Source organism: Salinivibrio sharmensis (assembly GCF_001995985.1).
GTDB classification, from domain to species: Bacteria; Pseudomonadota; Gammaproteobacteria; order Enterobacterales; family Vibrionaceae; genus Salinivibrio; species Salinivibrio sharmensis.
This window is the reverse complement of sequence record NZ_MUFC01000009.1, coordinates 77650-97464: the sequence shown is the minus strand read 5'-3', so window position 1 is coordinate 97464 and position 19815 is coordinate 77650. Positions and strand designations below refer to the sequence as shown.

The following is a 19815-nucleotide window of genomic DNA, read 5'->3' as shown; positions in this document are numbered from 1 at the left end:
ACATCACCGAGATGTGGCGTTTTTTTTATGGTTTAATCGTCCTCAAGCGTTAACTTAAAATAAGTGGCTCACCAGCCGACGAATGCGATCAATTGAGGAGTACAAAAGATGGGATGGTTCTCTGCACTGTTTTCTAAGGGAAGCGACAAACAATCACAGGCGTCAGTCACCCCGACAGAATACCAAGGCTATTTAATTTATCCTGAATCGACCGCCGAAAACGGGCAATATCGTGTTAGTGGCCGTATTTGCAAATCACTTGATGGCAAAGTGCTCACCCATACGTTTATTCGCTCAGATTTGCTGGGAAGTCAGGAAGATGCCAACAGCTTGATGGTCACAAAAGCAAAAATGATGATTGATCAAAACGGTGATCGACTATTTGATTGAGGGGCGTCAACGAATCGCGCGATAGCAAAAATAATGCATAAATATGAGCAATTAATTCGGATAAAGTGTAGCCCAGATCACATTTATGCCCCAATAGCGATCCTCGCCCTGTGGTGATTAAGGAATAAACTCGTTAAGTTAACACTGTTGCGTTGCTAAGCACGAAACACTGACAACAGACCGCAACAGTGTGATAAGCGAATAAAACCGCTTGGAATGCTTATTTTTGTCAGTGAACCTATTTCAGGCCGCGGTTTTAGCGCCTGTGATAACCAAAAAAATTTCTTATAAGCCAACATTCAGGGAATAGCTATGCAGATTGGTGTTCCAAAAGAGAGGCTCGTTAATGAAACGAGGGTAGCTGCGACACCTAAGTCGGTTGAGCAGCTTATCAAGCTCGGTTTTGACGTCGTAGTAGAGAAGGGAGCAGGCGAAAAAGCAAGCTTTGAAGACACTGCGTACGAACAAGCTGGGGCGAGCATTGTTGATACAGACGCTGCCTGGCAGTCTGACATCATCTTTAAAGTTAATGCACCAGGCGTGATTGAAGAAACTGGCCAAGATGAAGTGGCATTGCTGCAATCAGGTACCACCTTGGTGAGCTTTATTTGGCCCGCTCAAAACGAAGAATTACTCGAGCGTCTGTCAGCGCAGAACGTGAACGTGATGGCCATGGATGCGGTTCCACGTATTTCACGAGCGCAGTCATTGGATGCGCTAAGTTCGATGGCGAACATCGCCGGTTATCGGGCAGTGGTGGAAGCGGCGCACGAATTTGGACGCTTCTTTACCGGACAAATAACCGCGGCGGGTAAAGTGCCGCCTGCGAAAGTGTTTGTTGCGGGGGCCGGCGTTGCCGGGCTGGCGGCAATTGGTGCAGCCGGTAGCTTAGGGGCGATTGTTCGTGCTTTTGATGTTCGCCCTGAAGTAAAAGAACAAGTCGAGAGCATGGGCGCCGAGTTTTTAGAAGCCGATTTTAAACAAGACAACTCAGGTAGTGGCGATGGATATGCCAAAGAAATGTCTGATGAGTTTAATAAGGCGGCGGAAAAGCTGTATGCGCAGCAGGCTGAAGATGTTGATATTATTATCACAACCGCGCTCATCCCAGGGAAGCCGGCACCGAAACTGATCACCAAGGAAATGGTCGACAGCATGAAGCCGGGCAGTGTAATTGTTGATTTGGCAGCAGCCAATGGCGGTAACTGCGAGTACACAGAAAAAGACCAAGTGATCACCACGCCCAATGGCGTGAAAGTGATCGGCTACACCGACATGGTGGGCCGTTTGCCAACCCAATCGTCACAGCTTTATGCGACTAACCTAGTCAACCTCACCAAGCTGCTGTGTAAAGAAAAAGATGGCAGCATCAACATCGACTTTGACGATGTAGTTGTGCGTGGCGTTACCGTGATCAAAGAGGGTGAGGTCACCTGGCCGGCGCCACCGATTCAAGTCTCCGCGCAACCTAAAGCTGAGCCCAAAGCGGAACCTGCTGCGAAGCCGGAAGCTAAAAAAACCTCTCGTGCCACCAAATATGGCCTGATGGCCGCGGCGGCCGGTGCGTTTGGTTGGCTGGCGAACTACGCTCCCAGTGAATTCCTCTCACACTTTACCGTTTTCGTACTGGCCTGTGTGGTGGGCTACTACGTGGTATGGAATGTTACTCACGCGCTGCATACCCCGCTGATGTCCGTTACCAATGCGATCTCAGGCATCATCATCGTTGGGGCCTTATTGCAGGTAGGACAAGGCATTGGCTTTGTAACCTTCCTTGCTTTCATTGCCGTGTTGATCGCCAGCATCAATATATTTGGCGGCTTTACAGTTACAAAGCGCATGCTTGAAATGTTCCGTAAAGGGTAAGGAGAAACAATGTCTGAAGGATTGGTACAAGCTGCGTATATTGTCGCTGCGCTTTGTTTTATTCTCAGTTTGGCTGGGCTATCAAAGCAAGAGTCAGCACGCGCAGGTAACTATTACGGGATTACCGGGATGGCGATCGCATTGGTTGCGACCATCTGGGGGCCAGAAGTACAAGGTGTGGGCTGGATTATTCTAGCCATGGTCATTGGTGGCGCGATCGGTATTTATTATGCAAAACGCGTGGAAATGACCGAAATGCCCGAGCTGGTGGCAATGCTGCACAGTTTTGTGGGTCTGGCTGCGGTACTCGTGGGTTTTAATACCTATATTGACCATCCACCATTAACCGGTGCGATGTTGAATATCCATTTGGTTGAGATTTTCCTCGGTGTCTTTATCGGTGCGATTACTTTCACCGGCTCGATTGTCGCCTTTGGTAAGCTACGTGGGGTGATTTCTTCCAAGGCGCTGATGTTGCCACATCGCCACAAGCTTAACTTGGCCGCTGTGGTTGTGTCGTTCCTGTTGCTAATCAGCTTTGTCAACGCAGAAGGTTCAACGGCGGCACTGCTGATTGTGACCGTGATTGCGTTAGCGTTTGGTTATCACCTGGTAGCCTCGATTGGTGGTGCAGACATGCCTGTGGTGGTATCGATGCTCAACTCCTATTCAGGCTGGGCGGCTGCGGCTGCTGGCTTTATGCTAGCGAACGATCTGTTGATTGTCACCGGTGCCTTAGTCGGGTCGTCGGGTGCGATTCTGTCTTACATCATGTGTAAAGCGATGAACCGCTCTTTCATTAGTGTTATCGCCGGTGGCTTTGGCTCCGATGGTGCCGCATCTTCGGGTGATGATGAAGTCGGTGAGTACCGTGAGAGCACCGCTGAAGACGTGGCTGAAATGCTCAAAGACTCAAACAGTGTGGTCATCGCGCCTGGTTACGGGATGGCGGTCGCGCAGGCGCAGTATCCTGTGTACGAGGTGACAGAAAAACTGCGTAGCATGGGCGTTGAGGTTCGCTTTGCGATACACCCTGTAGCAGGCCGTTTGCCTGGTCACATGAACGTGTTGTTGGCGGAGGCGAAAGTCCCGTATGACATCGTATTGGAAATGGATGAAATTAATGATGATTTTCCTGAAACCGACACGGTTCTGGTGATCGGTGCTAACGACACTGTTAACCCAGCGGCCACAGACGACCCATCGAGTCCGATTGCAGGCATGCCGGTCCTTGAGGTTTGGAATGCCAAAAATGTTGTGGTGTTTAAGCGCTCAATGAACACAGGTTATGCCGGGGTGCAAAACCCGCTGTTCTTTAAAGACAATAGCAGCATGTTGTTCGGTGACGCGAAACAAAGTGTAGAAGCGATTTTTAAAGCGCTATAATTAGCCCTAATGCTTGATACGCTGTGGTAAAGAGCCAGTTTCGACTGGCTCTTTTTTGTTTGGTGTTATCGAGTCAACGTCCGATGATGGAACTTACACGGTACTGACATTTTGATAAAAATCGATGGTAAGCTTGCGACCATGCGAATTCTGCTGCTAATCATTCTCACACTAACTGGCTGGCCATCGTTGGCGGCAAGTACATTTTCAGAGCAGATGACTGCCTTTCGCGCGCAGTTATTGCTTGCCGATCCTATCGCTCGCTATAACCTGATCGGCATTAACCGAGCGTTTCCACGTGTATTGCTAAGCCCAGAGAGTTTGCTGCCGCAGAGTGCTAAATACCCGTTAAAAGACATCCGCCGCCTGTATCAAGCCGCCCAAAAGTGTCAAGGGCCTTGGCCAGTTAATCCGCAAGTGACAGAGCCGTTGGTGTTCACGCGAGCGATGTGTAATAACACCCAGCTCCCTGTGGCATGGTTTTCTCGATCGGGTTTTATTCATCCTGGCGGTGGTAGCTATGCGGCAAAATATGCCGAGCAGTTTCCTGAGCGCCGCAGTGAACTCATGCGCTTTTTTCATATACAGGAACGCCCTCAGGCGGAAGCCGATAGTCTATTGGGTCGTTTACAGCGCATGGAATCCGACGCCGTGGATGCCTTGAACAGTGGCGCTAAGTCGCTGATGAGCCAAAATGAAATGTGGGTGCGTGTTGGCAGCTACTATCATTTGTACAAAGCGTCGCAATGGCAGCCGTTGCTTGCCGAATTTGACCTAACCGTCACACCACGAGGAGCGCAAGATTTTTGCTTGGCACGCGTGGGTAATCTGTGTTGGAACGAAGAAAAAGCGCCCAGTTATTGGCCTTACTTAGTGGGGGCGTTAATCGTCATCAACCTTGTGGCGCTGGGAGGATGGGCGTTTAACCGCTGGACAGTCCAGCGCCGTTTGATGCAAGAGCGTATGCTGGTGTTGCAAATCCTCACTCATGAGCTTCGTACCCCGATTGCTAGCTTATCCATGACAGTGGAGGGCTTTCGGCGCAAATTTGATAGTTTACCCGATGATTTTTATGAAGAATTTCGCCGGCTTTGCGAGGATTCGCGACGTCTAAAACAATTGGCGGAGGCAAGTAAAGATTATTTACAATCCAACCAGAAGCCTCTCAGTAAAGAGACAATTCCGTCTGTTGAAGAGTGGTTGGGTTATATTTGCGATGAACACCAAGTTACGTTACACGTAAGCCAAGATGGGGCGGTGCGAGCGAATGTTTATTGGTTAACAACATCATTGAACAATTTGATTGCTAATGCGGTCAAATATGGCGTAGCACCTGTCGATGTTCATGCTCACGTGTTTGAGGATCGTTTTACGATCGCGATACGCGATCAAGGGGAACTGACGGCCAAGGACTGGAAACATATACGTAAACCGTTTGTCAGCCAAAGTGGACTTGGACTGGGGCTGACGATTGTAGAATCCATGATTGAGCGAATGGGGGGGAAGTTAATTCTATCTGGCCCACCCACCACATTTACTTTGGAGATTCATTGTGACGCAAGCGACGTTACTTCTGGTTGAAGATGATGCCAACCTGGCTGACGGGTTACTGGCAAGCTTGGAACAAGCAGGCTACCGCTGCTTATATGCAGAGAACGCGACAAAAGTGGCCGAATTATGGAGAGATGCTGATCTCGTGATCCTCGACCGCCAATTGCCAGAAGGAGATTCAATTGAGTGGCTAGCGGATTGGAATAAGCTTAAAACTATTCCTGTGATTTTACTGACAGCCATGGTCTCGGTACGCGATCGTGTTGGCGGCTTGGATTCGGGAGCCACTGATTATATCACCAAACCTTTTGCCGAAGCAGAGCTGCTCGCGCGTGTGCGTGTGCACCTTCGTCATCCCGTGGGCGAGGTAGAGGTCTCAAGCGATGACCTCATTATCAATGATGTGCGTATTGATACCGCGAGCCGAGCGGTATTTTGTGGCGAAGAAGAGATGACTTTGACACGAACTGAGTTCGACCTTTTACACTTTTTGGCCAAGAATGCGGGACGGGTATTTACGCGTGATGAACTATTGGATCAAGTGTGGGGCTATAACCATTATCCTACCACTCGCACCGTGGATACCCACATATTACAGTTGCGGCAAAAGCTACCTTCGGTCAATATCGAAACATTGCGTGGCGTTGGCTACCGTATGAAAGCATGATGAAAAAGTGGGTCGTTTCTGGAACATTACTGACGATTTTGACTGCAAGTGGCGTGCATGCAGCATGGTTTGATGGCAATGATGCATTAACCAGTGCCCATCAGCGCCTGTTGGAGGGGAAAACCGCGGCCAGTATCGAATCGATGATTGAGGCTTGGCAACAGCCTAGCCTTTCAGCGTCGCGTCAGGATCATCTGGCTCAGTTATTGGCACTGGCTATTACTGAAGATTGTGGCCGCAGTTTGAGTCGTCAGACATTGCCAGATTGGCTGAATAATGTCTCCATTCGTCGAGAAACGGTGCAGACTACCAGTCGCGTTTATTATCGCGTCCAAGTGGCGGGAGAGTCGCAGCCTGGCGTTGAGGCTTTTACATTGAAAAAATGGCCAGATGAGGTTGTCATCAGTGACGAATTAGCCGCTGAGCAACAACATCGCTGGCGTCTTGTGAAAGATGGGCTATCAGAGCCGGTTTCTGAAGGGCTTTATCAGTTAACCGCGGAATCAGTGGAGGGGGATACCTGGTCTAGCTGGCTGTTGATGACCCAACCTCAGCCGCGGCAAACGCTAAGTTGGAAAGACACTCGCAGTTGGCATATTGCACCTTTTGATGATTTTAACTCAACCTGTCAGCGTCCTTTTTTGACGCTTAATCTTTATCCGCAAAACCAAACTGATGGCGCACCGATTTGGTCGGCAGAGAAGCACAAACGACTGCCGACTCAGTTACCCATGCTGGATGTACCCAATGGACAGTATTGGTTCAGTGTTGCCTTGATTGAGCGTCGCTGGCAAGGCGCGTTATCGATAGAAGAAGTGCAACGTATCGGGCGTGCGATTGATTTACCGGACTTGGAGCCTGGTGCTTTAAATAGGATAGCGCCGAGTGACTCTGACAAACAAGGTGACGAATAAATAGACATTATCGTTGTAGTTAATTTGATAAAGTTCACACTTTTTTAGTGAGGTCGGTCTAATTATTCACTTTTACCTATACAATCGCGTGTTAAATAGCAAGTCAAAACATAAGGGTAACGCAATGACCTTTAAAACAAAAGCGCTTGTTCTAGCGTTAGCCACGTGCTCTGCCAGTGTGATGGCCGCGACCAATCCAACCGATGCGCGTGGCAATGCCATGGGCGGAGTGGGCGTGGCATCGGGCGACTATCTCTCTGCTGGCTTTCATAATCCTGCACTGGCGGCGCTCGATCCGGAGAGCGCGTTTGGTGTCCTCGTGCCTTATCTCGGCGCTGAGGTACGTGATCCCGATGAACTCGTCGATGGACTCGGTGATGTGGCAGACGCCTATGATACTAACGATGCCAATCAAATTGAACAATCATTACGAGCGGTGCAAGGTGATAAAGCGTATCTGGATGCCGGTATAGGCGCGGCGGTGGGGATTCCCACAGGCTCTGTCTCTGCCACTCTTTATACATTGGGGCTAATTGAAGGCGCGGTGTTACCTGATATCGACCCCAGTGACTTTGGCCTCACCTCCAAGCCCAATTCAAATGCGACGATCATTGCCGCCGGTATCAGTGAATTGGGCGTTGCGCTGGCCACTAATCTAGAACTGGCTGGACAACGTGTAGCCGTGGGTTTGACGCCTAAACTACAACGGTTCAATACCTATAACTATGGTGTCTCGGTTGATGATTATGATACCGATGACTGGAATGATAGTCGTTACCGTGAGGAAGATAACACTTTTAATATTGATGTTGGGGCGGTGTGGCAGACAGGTCCTTATCGCGTCGGCTTAGCCGGTAAAAACCTGATCAGTAACGATGTGGACACAGTGACAAGTAGTACAACGGGTCACAGCTTTACCTATGAGGTAGGGCCACAGTTTACGCTTGGCTCGGCGTTTGTGTCTGACTTTGTCACCTTGGCGGCAGACTTGGATCTGAACAAGAAGAAAGGTTTCAAAGGTTCCTTGGATGTGGATGATGACACCCAGTTTTTCCGCGTTGGCGCAGAATTTGATGCCTTTGGCCATGCGCAGTTACGTACTGGTTACCGTGCAGACCTTGAAGATAACGTCGATAATGCGTTTACGCTCGGCTTAGGCTTATCTCCCTTTGGTGTCGCTAACTTCGATATTGCTGCCAGCATTATCGATAGCAACAGCTATGGGGGCTCGGCACAGCTGGCGTTTACGTTCTAACGCTGCATTTGGGATGACAAATGAAAAGGCAGGCCCTAAAATGGCCTGCCTTTTTTGATCACGATTTACTACCAAGAGAGCCCCACCTATGTTTGATGGCGTCACGTTAAACCATGAACAACAACAAGAAGCGGCAGAGCGTATCCATGCGCTGATGGCGGAAGGGATGAGCAGTGGCGAGGCCATCATGCAGGTTGCCAACGAAATCAGGACACAAGCGGCTCAGGCATCTTCGTCTGAACAGTGAGACAAGCTGCAAACAAATCGCCTTTTTATTTACAATTCCTCCGATCCCTGATTTATTTAAAGGAGAGCAGTAAAAGGAGTGTCGGATGAGCAATCGGCTTGAAAAGGCACGCGAGTGGGCGAGAGTAAGGCATGCCCTTCAGCGCTATGGCGCGCAGCCTTATCGTTGTCACCTCGATCATGTTGAGCGAATTGCTGCCCCCTTTGGCGAACAGGCGTGTATTGTGGCGCAATTGCATGACATTTTGGAAGACACGGCAACACGTGTTGATGAAATCTCAGCACTGTTTGGCCCAACCGTCGCCAGAGCGGTGATGTTGGTCACTGACCCGCGGCGGCCTAGCCGTGAAGAGAGAAAGCGAGCGCTGAACCAACGGTTGATCGCGCTTGATCCAAGTGATGAAGCCGCGTGGTTAGCGTTAGTGGTGAAAACTTGTGACCGTTTAGCTAATGTGATTGCCAGCAGTGAGCATAGCCCACCACGCTTTCAACAATATCAGCGCGAGCATGGTGGCTTTCGGATTGCCGTTTATCGACCGGGACTGTGTGATCATTTATGGCGTGAGCTTGATGGCTTGATTGATGCCGGCCAACAGGCAGACCGGCATCCCGATCATCAGCTCCACGCATCTATCTCATGATACAGAGTCATAGCGATAGGCGTCCCTCTTTGCCCCATATCTATCAGCTATCAAGGTCGTAAATTGTCGGAATCGGTTGGCGCTTGTGCTGTGTGGCTTGATAAACCCGAATAATCTTCTCTTTAACCGCGTCTTCAACCGGCTTACCTTCAAGAAAATCATCGATTTGATCATAGGTCAGTTGTAGGGCCTCTTCATCGGCTTTTTGCGGCGACAGATCCTCCAGATCAGCCGTCGGTGTCTTGTTCACCAACACCTCAGGAGCCCCCAATGTGGCCGCCAGTTGGCGCACTTGGCGCTTGCTTAAGCCAAACAGTGGGGCCAGGTCACATGCACCATCACCGAATTTGGTATAAAAACCCGTGATGTTTTCGGCGGAATGATCGGTGCCGATCACTAACCCTTGGGTTAACCCAGCAATCTCATATTGGGCGACCATTCTTGCGCGTGCTTTGACGTTACCTTTGGCAAAATCGATACGGCTGTCGCTATCGGGTAAAAGCCCTACCTCAGACACGGCGTCTAATACCGATTGATGGGTACCATCAACACCCGGTTTGACGTTGACGGTGACGGTTTTACTTGGCTTGATAAAAGACAATGCCAACTGTGCTTCGTCTTCATCTTTTTGTTCGCCGTAAGGAAGCCTAACCGCGATAAACTGATAATGCTCGTGATTGGCTTCGTGATTGAGCTCTTCAACCGCTAGTTGGGCGATACGTCCACATGTTGAAGAGTCGACACCACCACTAATACCTAGCACTAGGCTACGCGTGCCTGAACGTTGCAACATGGTTTTGATAAAGGCGATACGACGGCGGATCTCCGTTTCCGGATCGATATTGGGTTGGACGCGCATTTCTTCGCGGATCTGGTGTTCCATTCTATGTTCCTCTCAATAACTCTAGCGTACGGCTTAAGTGAAGACTTTACTGTGGGTTATTGTGCATGATCTCTGTTGGCTTGGGTATAGGCCAAGCTAACTGATCGCTTCGATGGCGACGAGTTAGGTATTTGGTTTGATTCATGGCATCATTTCGTCGCAACGTTTAATCACGAAAACCTAGCAAAGAGAGCATAATGGCCGAGCAAATCGCAGTTTTTGGTAGTGCGTTTAATCCACCTACGCAAGGACATGTGTCTGTCCTGAGGCAGCTGTGTCATTTTGACCGCGTCTTGTTAGTACCAAGCTATAAGCATGCATGGGGAAAAATGATGGCACCTTATGAGGTGCGATGCGAGTGGGTTCGTGCATTCATTGATGATTTACGGTTGCCCAATTTGCAGCTGTGTCAGAGAGAGGCGTCTCTGGGTAAAAAAGGTGACGCCATCACAACTTTTATGTTGCTTACTGCGTTGCAACGAGACTATCCTGAGGCGGCCTTGACCTTCGTTGTGGGCCCAGACAACCTGGTTAAGTTTGGTCAATTTGCCCAGAGCGAGGAAATATTATCGCGGTGGTCGGTGTTAGGGGTGCCAGAAAAGGTAGTCGTGCGCAGCACCCACATTCGCGAGCGCCTGAAACAGGGTTTACCTATTAAAGAGCTCACCACACCCACTATTGCAGCGCAACTGACAGCGTCGGCTTTTGACCGCTAGTGATTATCGATTTGCCGCGAGTGCTCATGGTCTCACCATGAGTATTGAGAGTTAGCTGGCAAATGTACTGGCGTAGCGGGCGTAAAGCGATTCGGCGTCGCCAGGCGTGAGCCCAACAGCCACCGCTGCGTTTTCTCGGCTTTTCCCGGACTTTATCGCGGCCCTCAGTTGCCGAACGGTAAAATACTCTTGTAACTGCGCCATAGTCAGTTGGGTGAGTGCTTGTAATTGGTAGTGTTGCGCTGCGCTCACCGCTGGCTGACCTGTTTGGGCGCACGCCACACAGTCTGCCAGCGCTTGCGTGCGCGCATCGAGTTGTTGAGTCGGCGCGAGATGGGTGATTTGATCAAGCATCACGGCTTGAATCTGATGGGTCTGTTTTGTGGTCAACGTCGATGCGAACGGAGCCCCCAATTCGATAAAGCTGGCAGTGACCAATGGCGGCAAAGCAACATGGCCGACGTTTTCAGGGAGCAGGTGCTGTGTGCGCGGTGATATGGCCAGCTGATGCAAGCGCGTACTAGGCGTAATGGTGAGTGCATGAAGGCACTCAAAAGGCAGCCAAAAGCCCTGACCAGCGTACACAGGAATGTCCGCTTTTCCCAAGCGAACTAACACTAGACCGTCCTCAACGTACAGCAGGTTCGCTGTATACCGGCGCTTTCGAGGCGTAAAAATCAGGGGTGTTGAGTGATAAAGAGTATGTTCGCTTGTGGTCTTCATAGCCATGTCTCATCGTAATAAGGCGGCAATGGTGAGCACTTTTGCTGTTAAGGTCAAGTCAATGGCGGTAAAGGGAACTCTTAACCAGGCTGAAGGTCTGACCTCCAACCTGTGTAAAATTTCGATGGGTTCACTTTGAATCCTTTGTTGACTGCGTAGAATGGCGCGGTTTTTACTAGATATAATGGAAAAAAGTGCAGACAGTTAACGATCCTTATCAAGAAATTCGTCCTTATCATGACGACGAAGTCCCCAGTGCAATTCAGCGACTCATCCAAGATGACGAGTTTATCAATGCGATCTTATCTTATCGCTATCCGCATGCGTCTGGTCCGCTTGGTTGGCTTTTAAAGCCTGCTCTTAAATTGTATCTAACTAAAAAGTGGAACAATATTAAAACGGTGCAGGATGTCCAACTGCATGTCGCCAGCTACATGCGTAAGATGATCAAAACAACGTGCGACAAAGTTACGGTCTCTGGCGTCGAAAAACTCGATCCGAATAAAGCCTACCTATTTGTCTCCAATCACAGAGACATTGCGATGGACCCTGCACTGGTAAACTGGTGCTTGCACCAACAGGGGCTCGATACGGTGAGAATCGCTATCGGTGATAATCTGTTACGCAAGCCTTGTGCGACTGAGCTGATGAAGCTCAACAAAAGCTTTATTGTCAAACGTTCAGCCAAAGCGCCACGTGAAATGATGAAGTCATTATCACAGCTATCGGCCTATTTGCGCTTGTCCCTTGATGAGGGGCAGTCGATCTGGATTGCTCAGCGAGAAGGGCGAGCCAAGACCGGCCAAGATGTCACCGATCCGGCCATCTTAAAAATGTTCTTCATGGAAGGGCGAAAACGTAAGCAAGACTTTGACAGCTATATGGAAGCGCTGAACGTGGTGCCTGTGGCTATCTCCTACCAAAACGATCCGTGCGATCTGGATAAAGCAACTGAATTAGACGCCGTCAACCGCCTCGGTGCTTACGAGAAAAGCGAATTTGAAGACATTCAAACCATCGTGAAAGGGATTGTCGGTGACAAACGGCATGTGCACGTGGCCTTTGGCGAGCCTGTGACGTTGTCACAAGATACGCCAGAGTCGATGGCAGCGAAAATAGATGCGCAAATCCATCAGCTATACCGCCTCTATCCGGCCAACTACATTGCAGCTGGGGTGGAGCATGACAGTGTCACGCCAGCCGAGCAGCGCTTATATGAGCAAAAGCTTGCACAGGCCCCCGAAGCAGCGCGTGACTATTTACGTGAAATGTATGCAAACCCCGTGCTTAATCAGTGTGCTACGAGCTCAGACAATACCAGCCAGGATAGTCTTATCGCTGCTGAAAATAATAAGTGACAGCGTCACTCATGGTGGCGATCCCAAATCGGGGGATCGCCCACTTCGTGTAGCATAAAGTCGACAAACTCTCTGACTTTGGGGGCAAGGTGTTTGCGTCTTGGGTACACAATATATATGGGCAGCTCAAGACAAGGTTGCCATTCGGGCAGTAGCTCAACGAGTTCACCTTTCTCTATTTCCTCGTTAATAAGATACGTCGCCAAATAGGCGATACCCAACCCCGCCTTTACCGCCTCTAGCACAGCGGGCGCGTTATTTATTGTGTACTGTCCGCTTACATGCACCACCTGCTCATTGCCACTTTTCACAAACGGCCATTTATCGTAGCGGCGCTCGCGGCTTTGGTAGGTTATACAGTCGTGATGGCGCAACTCGCTCAGCTGTTGCGGTGTACCTCGAGCTTCAAGATAGCAGGGTGCCGCGACAAGCTTGAACTGACAATCCGCCAGTTTTCTTGCCACCATCCCCTCCGGAGGATGCTCATGAATAGCCACCCAGCAATCATAGCCTTCTTCGACAAGGTTAGGGCGGTGATCAAAGAGGTTAATGTTTAGATTGAGGTCGGGATAGGCTTGCCGAAATTTCGCGAAATGACGAGTCATTAATGTATTGCCAAATGACTGTGCGACGCCAATTTTGAGTTTCCCTGTCACTTCATTGCGATAGCCTGCCACCATCGCTTCCGCTTCGTCTAAGGTAGCGATCAATTGACTGCCGTATTCCGCGTATCTGCTGCCCACTTCGGTAAGCGAAACAGAGCGAGTATTGCGCTGCACTAACTGCACGCCTAAGCGATCTTCGAGATAGCGAACTTGTTTACTCACTTGAGATTTAGAAATCCCCAGTCTTTCTGCTGCGCGAGTAAAGTGTTGCTCCTGCGCGACTGCGGCCAACACCACGATTTGTTGAAGGTATTCGAGCATTTCTGAGCACATCCATATTTGTTGTAAGAAGAGATTACCACACAACACTTGCCATCAGGAATAATAGTGACGTTGTCACGCTTATCGCCACCTCCAATCCATCCTTACATGGCCCCAGGACAATATTTTATTAAATGGCTACTAACTGTGACGTAACGAGCTAGAGGAGGGTGGTGAAATCTTACCTGACTAGGGTACGGAAGTGGGAAGTCTCATTATTCTGAATAACCGACACCTATCCTTTTAACGTACTGTTTATTAGCAATTTAATTCCAATTGTTTCTTGTTATAAACGATAAATATGACAAATGGTAAGTGCTTACTTTCATTTTTGTTTTTAAGTTACAAAATGAGTTTCTGCGCTCTTTTAGCTTGCATGCGTATTAATATTATCGATTTATATAATCAAAAAGGCTTGTTTTTGTTCATTGTTAGGTTCGCTTACACTCTTCAATAGGAGGTAAGCAATGATAGAACTAATCAAACAGTTTTTTCTCTTGGGGTGTATGTCCTTTGGTGGACCTGCCGCCCATGTGGGTTATTTTGAAAGGGTATTCGTCAAAAATAAGCGATGGTTAAGCGAAGAAACATTTGCTTCAGGCCTGGCAATTAGCCAGTTTTTACCCGGGCCGGGAAGTAGCCAGTTGGGGATGTACATTGGCTATCAACGTGCCGGTTATATCGGGGCGTTGGGTGCTTTTGTGGCTTTTACCTTACCTTCGTTTGCGCTATTGACTGCGGCAGCGGTATTAAACAGTGGCGCGCAGGCAGCAGACTGGGTGGCAACCATCATCAGTGCGGCGAAGTTATTGGCGGTGGTGGTCGTGATTGATGCGACGATGTCGATGGGTAAGAAATTTATTAACTCATGGGCGACCGCCTCGATAGCGGTGATGACGACGTTATGGTTGTTATTTACCCCATCCGGCGTGTTGTATCAGGTGTTACCAATTCTGATTGCCGGTGTCGTGGGGGCGATTGGTTTTGCTAAACCACAGCAGCGCCAAGCGCCGGTCACCATTGCATGGCGTCGTAGTGGCACCATCACTGGTTTGTTTCTGCTGTTACTGACCGTACCTTGGTTATTCAACCAAACACTCTGGGTGCAAGTATTTAATCTTTTCTATCAAGCGGGAAGCTTTGTGTTTGGTGGAGGCCATGTAGTCTTACCTTTACTTGAGCCAATAGTTGGTGACGTTGTCACTGACTCGGCTTTGATTGAAGGGTATGCCGCGGCACAGCTCGTGCCTGGGCCAATGTTCACTATGGCAAGCTACTTGGGGGCGAGTATTGAGGGGCTGTCACCCGTTTGGGGCAGCATTATCGCCACGATTGCAGTTTTCTTGCCTGGCGCATTGCTGATGTTTGGCGTGTTGCCCGTTTGGGATGCAGTGAAGACGCAACCTCGTCTAGCGGGTGCAATTAGCCTGATCAACGCCTGTGTTGTGGGGCTGCTAGCTGCCGCATTGTACCAACCGGTATGGGTGTCTGCTTACACACAACCGCTTGATTTGTTGCCGATAGGGCTAGGTTTGGTTGCTCTCATCAAGTGGCGCGTCTCAGTGTTTTGGTTGCTGTTATTGATGATGATCTATCAGTTTACCATCGCCTAAATCGCACTCTGCTTCATAGCCCAGTCATGTCCTGGGCTATTTTTTAACACCATAATGCACTATAACTTTATATTCTGGAGCAAAAATACTAGTCACACCGATGATGTGACTAGGCTAGGTTTAATCTTTTAAAGGGAGTTAGTCTTGGAACTGCCAAGGTTGGCGAATGCCCGAGTCAGAGGCTGTTTGTGCCAGTTCGATGGCGTAGATGACTTTGCTGGCTGAAATGGGACAAACCGGCGAGGGCTGGTTATCAGAAATTGCCTTTGCTAGCTCATCGAATAGGCGGTGGTATTGGCCATCTTCAAGCGTGAGTGGGTCAGGTGTGACGCTGTCACCAACCTCGAGCATCCCTTGATACGCTTGTTCACCAAAATCAGAGACAGTCACCATCAGACCAGCCCGTAGTTGCTCTTCTTGAATATCTAGCCCCACAGTACTGAAGGTCGCTTTTTCACCATGAACAACAAAGCGTTCTGTGGTGCCAGATCGATAGGGGCTTGAGGAAAGAACCACCTCTTTGTCTGGGTAATGCAGAGTCACCTGAAAGTAGTCGGTCGTTTCACTGCCTGGGCGGAGTGCGCGGCAACTGGCTGAAACCGCATTCGGATCCCCTAATAAGTGCAGTGCTTGGTCAATTAAATGTGAACCCAAATCATATAAGATACCGGCGCCTTCACCTGGCATCTCACGCCAGCGTTGACGAACCTCTGGGCGGTAGCGATTAAAGCTAGAGTGCATGACTTTGATGTCGCCGAGCTCGCCTGCAAGGTGTAAGCCTTTCAGAGTGAGAAAATCACCATCCCAGCGGCGGTTATGGTAGGGGCACAATACTAAACCTTTTTGCTTGGCTAGCGCGGCGAGCTTAAGGCCATCACGGCTATTGGTAACAAAAGGCTTTTCCACTAAGACATGACAACCGGCTTCTAAAGCTTGTTTAACATGCTGATAGTGGAGATGGTTGGGGGTGGTGATCACCACTAAGTCCGGGGTTTGTTGCGTTAGTAATGTGCTGAGATCATCAAAGCAGGCAGCTTTAGGCAATCGCTGTGCAACTTGATCGGGTTTACTGGACACAACGGCTGAAATCGCAAACTCAGAAATTGCACTCAGAAAAGGGACATGAAATGTGTTGGCAGAAAAGCCAAAACCCACCAAAGCTGTTTTTATCATAAAGCTCACTCGCATTGACGACGTATTATCAGCACTTTATCGGACATCGACATGCCAATCAATCCAAGCGAGGTGTGGTGTGATAACTCATCACTATTTAATGCATAAAGGCATACAATGCGGTTATATCAACAATAACTCAGTGCGAAATGAAGGAAGGATTTGGAACGGGAAAGAGATTAGTCAGGTTGAGAAGATTTACGCAATGGGCTAGTCGATATGGCGGTATGTTAACAAATCAACCATTGGTGCGCATTATGTATGTTATGTTAAATAAAGTGTTTGATAGGTGAATATTGGCATCGATAAGACAAGCAGCTTGATTCCTCACCTCCATTTTCTCTCCCTCTTCAGTATTCTGACGCGACGATTCAACATAACTTACTATTTACCATAAAGTAGCTAATCACAACTTTCTTTAGTCAACTCAGCTCAAGTGCTCCGCTTGACCTAAGGTGCTTCAAGCGCGCGGTGATAAGCCAGACGGGACTGCTTTGTCGGCAACGGCAAGCCACCTTGGGCACCCGCTGGCTTCACTTAGCTCGGCGGGTGCCGCTAGTAAGGTGATGGCGGCAGGCGTTCGAAGTCATCAATCACTTTAACCATGTTGGGTGGCGTATCACTCCATCGCCAAAATACGATGTTTTTCATCTCTCGGGTGGCACCACGTGCAAAACTGGGCACAATAATGGCGTTGACCTTTGCACTGATAAGCTGTTTCGATAAGTGCCAACTATCGGGGATTTGGTTCTGGGTCACTTGATCTAACCAAGCACCGCTTAGCGTCGAGGGCTTGATGCCACAGTTTAGCAGCACTGTCTCATCGGTCAGGTCGAGTACATTGTCACAGTCGACATCATACTGACATATTGTCAAAGGCTGGGCTTTAAAACGAAATCCCTGCTGAGCCTCTACCCATGCGCCCGATTGAGACAATGAGGTGTACAGCGCGGCAACACCTTTGGGGTTAAAGCGCCCACCATTGCGTCTTGCTCCCTCCCCACTGTTAGGCGCGTATGACCAGCGAGGGTTATGGCCACGAAATACCGCACCTTCAAAGCGAAATAGGTATTCCTGTAGCTTTTCTTTACGCATAACCGCCTTCGCTCGTATGGTTGAGGTAGGCTCTCAGCGCGTCCATTCGATCATGTTTAACCAGTTGCTCTGCGGTTAATCCGCCAAACTCTGGTAGCCCTTCGCTCCGATACCATGCGTAGGCATGAAATTCATTTCCCGTCCACGGAAGGATTCGGTTGATCACTTCTGTGCAGTTACGCAGTTGTTGCTGTGCCTTGATCGTTGAGTATCGCTCTGTGCGGCTTAACGTGGAATAAGGTAATCCAGACAAAGACGCAATTTCTTTCAAATTGGTATGGAAGAACGCCGCCATTTTGCTGGGTTCGACGATACCTTCTGCGTTCATGACTGCATCTAAAATGGATTGGTTCATTTGGCTCACCATGTCAATAGTATTTGACCTATATACATCCAATATGATTGTCACTATCGTTATTGTCAAGGCGAGTATCCGCTGTGCGTAGCGTATCAATCATGGCACGTGTGGGGCGACGGATTGCGAAACGTCATCTTATCGGCGATTTCCACTCGTTAGCCTTTTTAGTCTGCAGAAGGTTTGCTACAGTCTCGCTAGTTTTAAACTGATTCGTTACATAAGGATAACCATGAAAGCGCACATTTGGGCTTGTTTGCTCGTGGCGTTGGCAAGCTTCAGTGCTAGTGCTGAAGATGAAAACGATGTCAAGCATACCAAAGCGGCAAAAGAGCCGACCTCGTATGCTGAGCAAAGCATTTACGATAAGCCGTTGATGGAAAGGTATGTTTTGGATGAAATCCGAAACTTAAGAACAGATTTCCAGGCGCTAGAAAAGCGAATGGTGACGGAAATTACCGATCGTGAGTTAGATGTAGCGGATAAGTCACTGAACTATGCCAATGTGACGGTCACCTACTTCTTTTATCTGATTGCCGGCGCGGCTTCATTGATTGCGTTGGTGGGTTGGCAATCGTTGCGCGATATAAAAACCAATACCAAAGAGTTGGCGGATCAGCAGCTATCAGAAATTGCAGAGCAATATGAACGCAAGTTCCAAGCCTTGGAGCGCGACTTGAAGCGTAAAACGCGCATTATTGCAGAAAACAACAAAGAGATTGAGCGTATCAACGAGATCCATAACTTATGGCTACGCGCTCAGCACTCGCAGACGCCTGAACAGCGGATGGAAATTTACAATGAAATCCTGAAAATCCGCCCTGGTGACCTCGAGGCGCTCACCCATAAAGCGGATGCGGCAATGGAAATGGGCGAATATCACTGGGCGCTGAGTATCAGTAACCGTGTGCTGGAAGTGGATGAACGCAATGCCAATGCCCTCTTCCAGCGTGCGTGCGCCTATGCGCGATTGGGGGCTGAAGATCAAGCGGTGTCTGACTTAGAGCTGGCGGTTGCAGAAAGTGCATCGTTGCGCGAAGCGGCGCGCGAGGAAGCGGACTTTGAATCATTGCATGGTAATGAGCGCTTTGATGCCTTGATTGACTCTGAAGGTCATGTCTAAGCACTGAACACAAAAAGGCAGCCTACGCTGCCTTTTTACTTGCTGTTGTGACGCCTTCGAAAGCTTAACCACCCGCCAGCTTCACCGTATGACCTTTCTTTTCTAGATGCGCCTTGAGGGTATCTCGCTTATCCCCTTGGATTTCAATGACTCCCTCTTTGACTGCGCCACCACAACCACACACTTTTTTAAGCTCAGCGGCGAGCAGTTTCAGCGCACTGTCATCAAGGTCGAGGCCCGTTACAAGGCTGACACCTTTGCCTTTGCGCCCTTTTGTTTGTCGCTGAATACGAACGATACCGTCGCCTTTAGGGCGACTCGGTTTTTCTGGCTCGGCTTTAATCCTGCCCGTTTCGGTTGAGTAGACTAGATGATTATCGTCAGACATAAAGTTAGGTCGTTAAAAAGTTTCTCTCACTATATCAAAGGCCGCAGCACTTCGCAGCTGGTGACGCTGCTCGAGGATATCGTGGAGCGTTAAGCACGTAATTGCTCTGCATTTTTATCAATAAATTGTTTGAGCGCAGGCAGCGAGCCTTTCATCAAGTTACCGCGTACAATCATGTACCAACCCTTGTCATCTTTATCCGGGTTGTCGTTCATGATGCGAAAACCTTTATATTCCTCGACCTGACGCGTTCCGGCACCGTCTGCATCGTCCTCCTCGAGATCCGCAGGGTCAACCAACGTGCTGGTATCGGCCCACCATTCAATTGATTTCTTCACTGCTTGTAGGCTGCCTGATATCACCTTTCCACCCAACCTAGCGCGGTATTCTTCTGTGATATCTCCACTGCCCTCGGTTTTTTCAATCGCATATCCGCGATGAAAAAGGCGTCGAGTCATACCTTTCTCCTTTCCCGAACAATAATCCGCTAGCTATATATGCAATGGATTACGAACATTCTTCATTTTTAGACTATTATCACGCGTT

General features: G+C 49.1%; 21 protein-coding genes. 13 read left to right on the top strand and 8 right to left on the bottom strand.

Annotated features, from left to right (window positions below; genetic code table 11):
- The first annotated feature begins 108 nt into the window (after positions 1 to 108).
- The 9 genes from BZG74_RS10210 (at position 109) to BZG74_RS10170 (ending at position 8916) form a co-directional block, all read left to right on the top strand.
- Entirely contained in the window at positions 109 to 390 is a 282-nt protein-coding gene (locus BZG74_RS10210) for an HlyU family transcriptional regulator (protein WP_077772493.1), read from the top strand.
- Positions 391 to 702: 312 nt separating this feature from the next.
- Complete coding sequence (gene pntA, locus BZG74_RS10205; RefSeq protein ID WP_077772492.1) at positions 703 to 2256, top strand: Re/Si-specific NAD(P)(+) transhydrogenase subunit alpha; 1554 nt, start codon at positions 703 to 705, stop codon at positions 2254 to 2256.
- Between the two features lie 9 nt (positions 2257 to 2265).
- Entirely contained in the window at positions 2266 to 3642 is a 1377-nt protein-coding gene (gene pntB / locus BZG74_RS10200; protein ID WP_077772491.1) for a Re/Si-specific NAD(P)(+) transhydrogenase subunit beta, read from the top strand.
- 141 nt (positions 3643 to 3783) lie between these two features.
- The gene (locus BZG74_RS10195) at positions 3784 to 5223 is read left to right on the top strand and encodes an ATP-binding protein (protein ID WP_077772530.1); all 1440 of its coding nucleotides are present in this window, start codon (positions 3784 to 3786) and stop codon (positions 5221 to 5223) included.
- Entirely contained in the window at positions 5195 to 5860 is a 666-nt protein-coding gene (locus tag BZG74_RS10190; RefSeq protein ID WP_046075870.1) for a response regulator transcription factor, read from the top strand. The genes BZG74_RS10195 and BZG74_RS10190 overlap by 29 nt, the downstream gene beginning before the upstream one ends.
- Entirely contained in the window at positions 5860 to 6774 is a 915-nt protein-coding gene (locus BZG74_RS10185) for a DUF2861 family protein (RefSeq protein WP_077772490.1), read from the top strand. Before BZG74_RS10190 ends, BZG74_RS10185 begins: the two co-directional genes overlap by 1 nt.
- Positions 6775 to 6898: 124 nt before the next feature.
- Positions 6899 to 8029, top strand: a complete 1131-nt coding sequence (locus tag BZG74_RS10180; RefSeq protein ID WP_077772489.1) for a conjugal transfer protein TraF — start codon at positions 6899 to 6901, stop codon at positions 8027 to 8029.
- 88 nt (positions 8030 to 8117) lie between these two features.
- Complete coding sequence (locus tag BZG74_RS10175; protein ID WP_077772488.1) at positions 8118 to 8276, top strand: YoaH family protein; 159 nt, start codon at positions 8118 to 8120, stop codon at positions 8274 to 8276.
- Positions 8277 to 8361: 85 nt separating this feature from the next.
- Positions 8362 to 8916, top strand: a complete 555-nt coding sequence (locus BZG74_RS10170) for an HD domain-containing protein (protein WP_077772487.1) — start codon at positions 8362 to 8364, stop codon at positions 8914 to 8916.
- A gap of 43 nt (positions 8917 to 8959) precedes the next feature.
- Here the strand turns inward: BZG74_RS10170 and nadE are convergent, their stop codons facing one another.
- Positions 8960 to 9799 carry an ammonia-dependent NAD(+) synthetase gene (gene nadE, locus BZG74_RS10165; RefSeq protein WP_077772486.1) on the bottom strand — a complete coding sequence of 280 codons (840 nt, stop codon included), beginning with the start codon at positions 9797 to 9799 and terminating at the stop codon, positions 8960 to 8962.
- A 197-nt stretch (positions 9800 to 9996) separates the two neighbouring features.
- Here nadE and BZG74_RS10160 point away from each other — a divergent pair, with 197 nt between their 5' ends.
- Positions 9997 to 10515: a nicotinate-nicotinamide nucleotide adenylyltransferase gene (locus BZG74_RS10160; protein WP_077772485.1), complete on the top strand. Its 519-nt coding sequence runs from the start codon at positions 9997 to 9999 to the stop codon at positions 10513 to 10515.
- A gap of 51 nt (positions 10516 to 10566) precedes the next feature.
- Here BZG74_RS10160 and BZG74_RS10155 read toward each other — a convergent pair whose 3' ends face one another.
- Complete coding sequence (locus BZG74_RS10155; RefSeq protein WP_131825632.1) at positions 10567 to 11238, bottom strand: cupin domain-containing protein; 672 nt, start codon at positions 11236 to 11238, stop codon at positions 10567 to 10569.
- A 194-nt stretch (positions 11239 to 11432) separates the two neighbouring features.
- On the opposite strand from BZG74_RS10155, the gene BZG74_RS10150 reads away from it, so the two are divergent.
- On the top strand, positions 11433 to 12596 hold the full coding sequence (locus BZG74_RS10150; protein ID WP_077772483.1) for a lysophospholipid acyltransferase family protein: 1164 nt from the start codon (positions 11433 to 11435) through the stop codon (positions 12594 to 12596).
- Positions 12597 to 12601: 5 nt separating this feature from the next.
- Here BZG74_RS10150 and BZG74_RS10145 read toward each other — a convergent pair whose 3' ends face one another.
- Positions 12602 to 13522, bottom strand: a complete 921-nt coding sequence (locus BZG74_RS10145; protein ID WP_077772482.1) for a LysR family transcriptional regulator — start codon at positions 13520 to 13522, stop codon at positions 12602 to 12604.
- Positions 13523 to 13989: 467 nt separating this feature from the next.
- On the opposite strand from BZG74_RS10145, the gene chrA reads away from it, so the two are divergent.
- Positions 13990 to 15135, top strand: a complete 1146-nt coding sequence (gene chrA, locus BZG74_RS10140) for a chromate efflux transporter (RefSeq protein ID WP_077772481.1) — start codon at positions 13990 to 13992, stop codon at positions 15133 to 15135.
- 138 nt (positions 15136 to 15273) lie between these two features.
- On the opposite strand, the gene BZG74_RS10135 is transcribed toward chrA, so the two are convergent.
- From BZG74_RS10135 to BZG74_RS10125, 3 genes are all read right to left on the bottom strand, one after another.
- The gene (locus BZG74_RS10135) at positions 15274 to 16308 is read right to left on the bottom strand and encodes a Gfo/Idh/MocA family oxidoreductase (RefSeq protein WP_077772480.1); all 1035 of its coding nucleotides are present in this window, start codon (positions 16306 to 16308) and stop codon (positions 15274 to 15276) included.
- A 555-nt stretch (positions 16309 to 16863) separates the two neighbouring features.
- Positions 16864 to 17403: an RES family NAD+ phosphorylase gene (locus tag BZG74_RS10130; protein WP_077772479.1), complete on the bottom strand. Its 540-nt coding sequence runs from the start codon at positions 17401 to 17403 to the stop codon at positions 16864 to 16866.
- Positions 17396 to 17758: a hypothetical protein gene (locus tag BZG74_RS10125; RefSeq protein WP_046075841.1), complete on the bottom strand. Its 363-nt coding sequence runs from the start codon at positions 17756 to 17758 to the stop codon at positions 17396 to 17398. Before BZG74_RS10125 ends, BZG74_RS10130 begins: the two co-directional genes overlap by 8 nt.
- A 232-nt stretch (positions 17759 to 17990) precedes the next feature.
- Here BZG74_RS10125 and BZG74_RS10120 point away from each other — a divergent pair, with 232 nt between their 5' ends.
- Positions 17991 to 18881: a TPR end-of-group domain-containing protein gene (locus tag BZG74_RS10120; RefSeq protein ID WP_235605744.1), complete on the top strand. Its 891-nt coding sequence runs from the start codon at positions 17991 to 17993 to the stop codon at positions 18879 to 18881.
- 64 nt (positions 18882 to 18945) lie between these two features.
- Here BZG74_RS10120 and yciH read toward each other — a convergent pair whose 3' ends face one another.
- Together yciH and BZG74_RS10110 are read right to left on the bottom strand one after the other, a co-directional pair.
- Positions 18946 to 19269: a stress response translation initiation inhibitor YciH gene (gene yciH, locus BZG74_RS10115; RefSeq protein ID WP_077772478.1), complete on the bottom strand. Its 324-nt coding sequence runs from the start codon at positions 19267 to 19269 to the stop codon at positions 18946 to 18948.
- 89 nt (positions 19270 to 19358) lie between these two features.
- Positions 19359 to 19727 carry a DUF3319 domain-containing protein gene (locus BZG74_RS10110; RefSeq protein ID WP_077772477.1) on the bottom strand — a complete coding sequence of 123 codons (369 nt, stop codon included), beginning with the start codon at positions 19725 to 19727 and terminating at the stop codon, positions 19359 to 19361.
- Positions 19728 to 19815: the final 88 nt, after the last annotated feature.

Bases quoted from the DNA above. Each gene is read 5' to 3' on its own strand.
- BZG74_RS10210 (WP_077772493.1), top strand. From the start codon at position 109: ATGGGATGGTTCTCTGCACTGTTTTCTAAGGGAAGCGACAAACAATCA.
- pntA (WP_077772492.1), top strand. From the start codon at position 703: ATGCAGATTGGTGTTCCAAAAGAGAGGCTCGTTAATGAAACGAGGGTA.
- pntB (WP_077772491.1), top strand. From the start codon at position 2,266: ATGTCTGAAGGATTGGTACAAGCTGCGTATATTGTCGCTGCGCTTTGT.
- BZG74_RS10195 (WP_077772530.1), top strand. From the start codon at position 3,784: ATGCGAATTCTGCTGCTAATCATTCTCACACTAACTGGCTGGCCATCG.
- BZG74_RS10185 (WP_077772490.1), top strand. From the start codon at position 5,860: ATGAAAAAGTGGGTCGTTTCTGGAACATTACTGACGATTTTGACTGCA.
- BZG74_RS10180 (WP_077772489.1), top strand. From the start codon at position 6,899: ATGACCTTTAAAACAAAAGCGCTTGTTCTAGCGTTAGCCACGTGCTCT.
- BZG74_RS10175 (WP_077772488.1), top strand. From the start codon at position 8,118: ATGTTTGATGGCGTCACGTTAAACCATGAACAACAACAAGAAGCGGCA.
- BZG74_RS10170 (WP_077772487.1), top strand. From the start codon at position 8,362: ATGAGCAATCGGCTTGAAAAGGCACGCGAGTGGGCGAGAGTAAGGCAT.
- nadE (WP_077772486.1), bottom strand. From the start codon at position 9,799: ATGGAACACCAGATCCGCGAAGAAATGCGCGTCCAACCCAATATCGAT.
- BZG74_RS10160 (WP_077772485.1), top strand. From the start codon at position 9,997: ATGGCCGAGCAAATCGCAGTTTTTGGTAGTGCGTTTAATCCACCTACG.
- BZG74_RS10155 (WP_131825632.1), bottom strand. From the start codon at position 11,238: ATGAAGACCACAAGCGAACATACTCTTTATCACTCAACACCCCTGATT.
- BZG74_RS10145 (WP_077772482.1), bottom strand. From the start codon at position 13,522: ATGCTCGAATACCTTCAACAAATCGTGGTGTTGGCCGCAGTCGCGCAG.
- chrA (WP_077772481.1), top strand. From the start codon at position 13,990: ATGATAGAACTAATCAAACAGTTTTTTCTCTTGGGGTGTATGTCCTTT.
- BZG74_RS10135 (WP_077772480.1), bottom strand. From the start codon at position 16,308: ATGATAAAAACAGCTTTGGTGGGTTTTGGCTTTTCTGCCAACACATTT.
- BZG74_RS10130 (WP_077772479.1), bottom strand. From the start codon at position 17,403: ATGCGTAAAGAAAAGCTACAGGAATACCTATTTCGCTTTGAAGGTGCG.
- BZG74_RS10125 (WP_046075841.1), bottom strand. From the start codon at position 17,758: ATGAACCAATCCATTTTAGATGCAGTCATGAACGCAGAAGGTATCGTC.
- BZG74_RS10120 (WP_235605744.1), top strand. From the start codon at position 17,991: ATGAAAGCGCACATTTGGGCTTGTTTGCTCGTGGCGTTGGCAAGCTTC.
- yciH (WP_077772478.1), bottom strand. From the start codon at position 19,269: ATGTCTGACGATAATCATCTAGTCTACTCAACCGAAACGGGCAGGATT.
- BZG74_RS10110 (WP_077772477.1), bottom strand. From the start codon at position 19,727: ATGACTCGACGCCTTTTTCATCGCGGATATGCGATTGAAAAAACCGAG.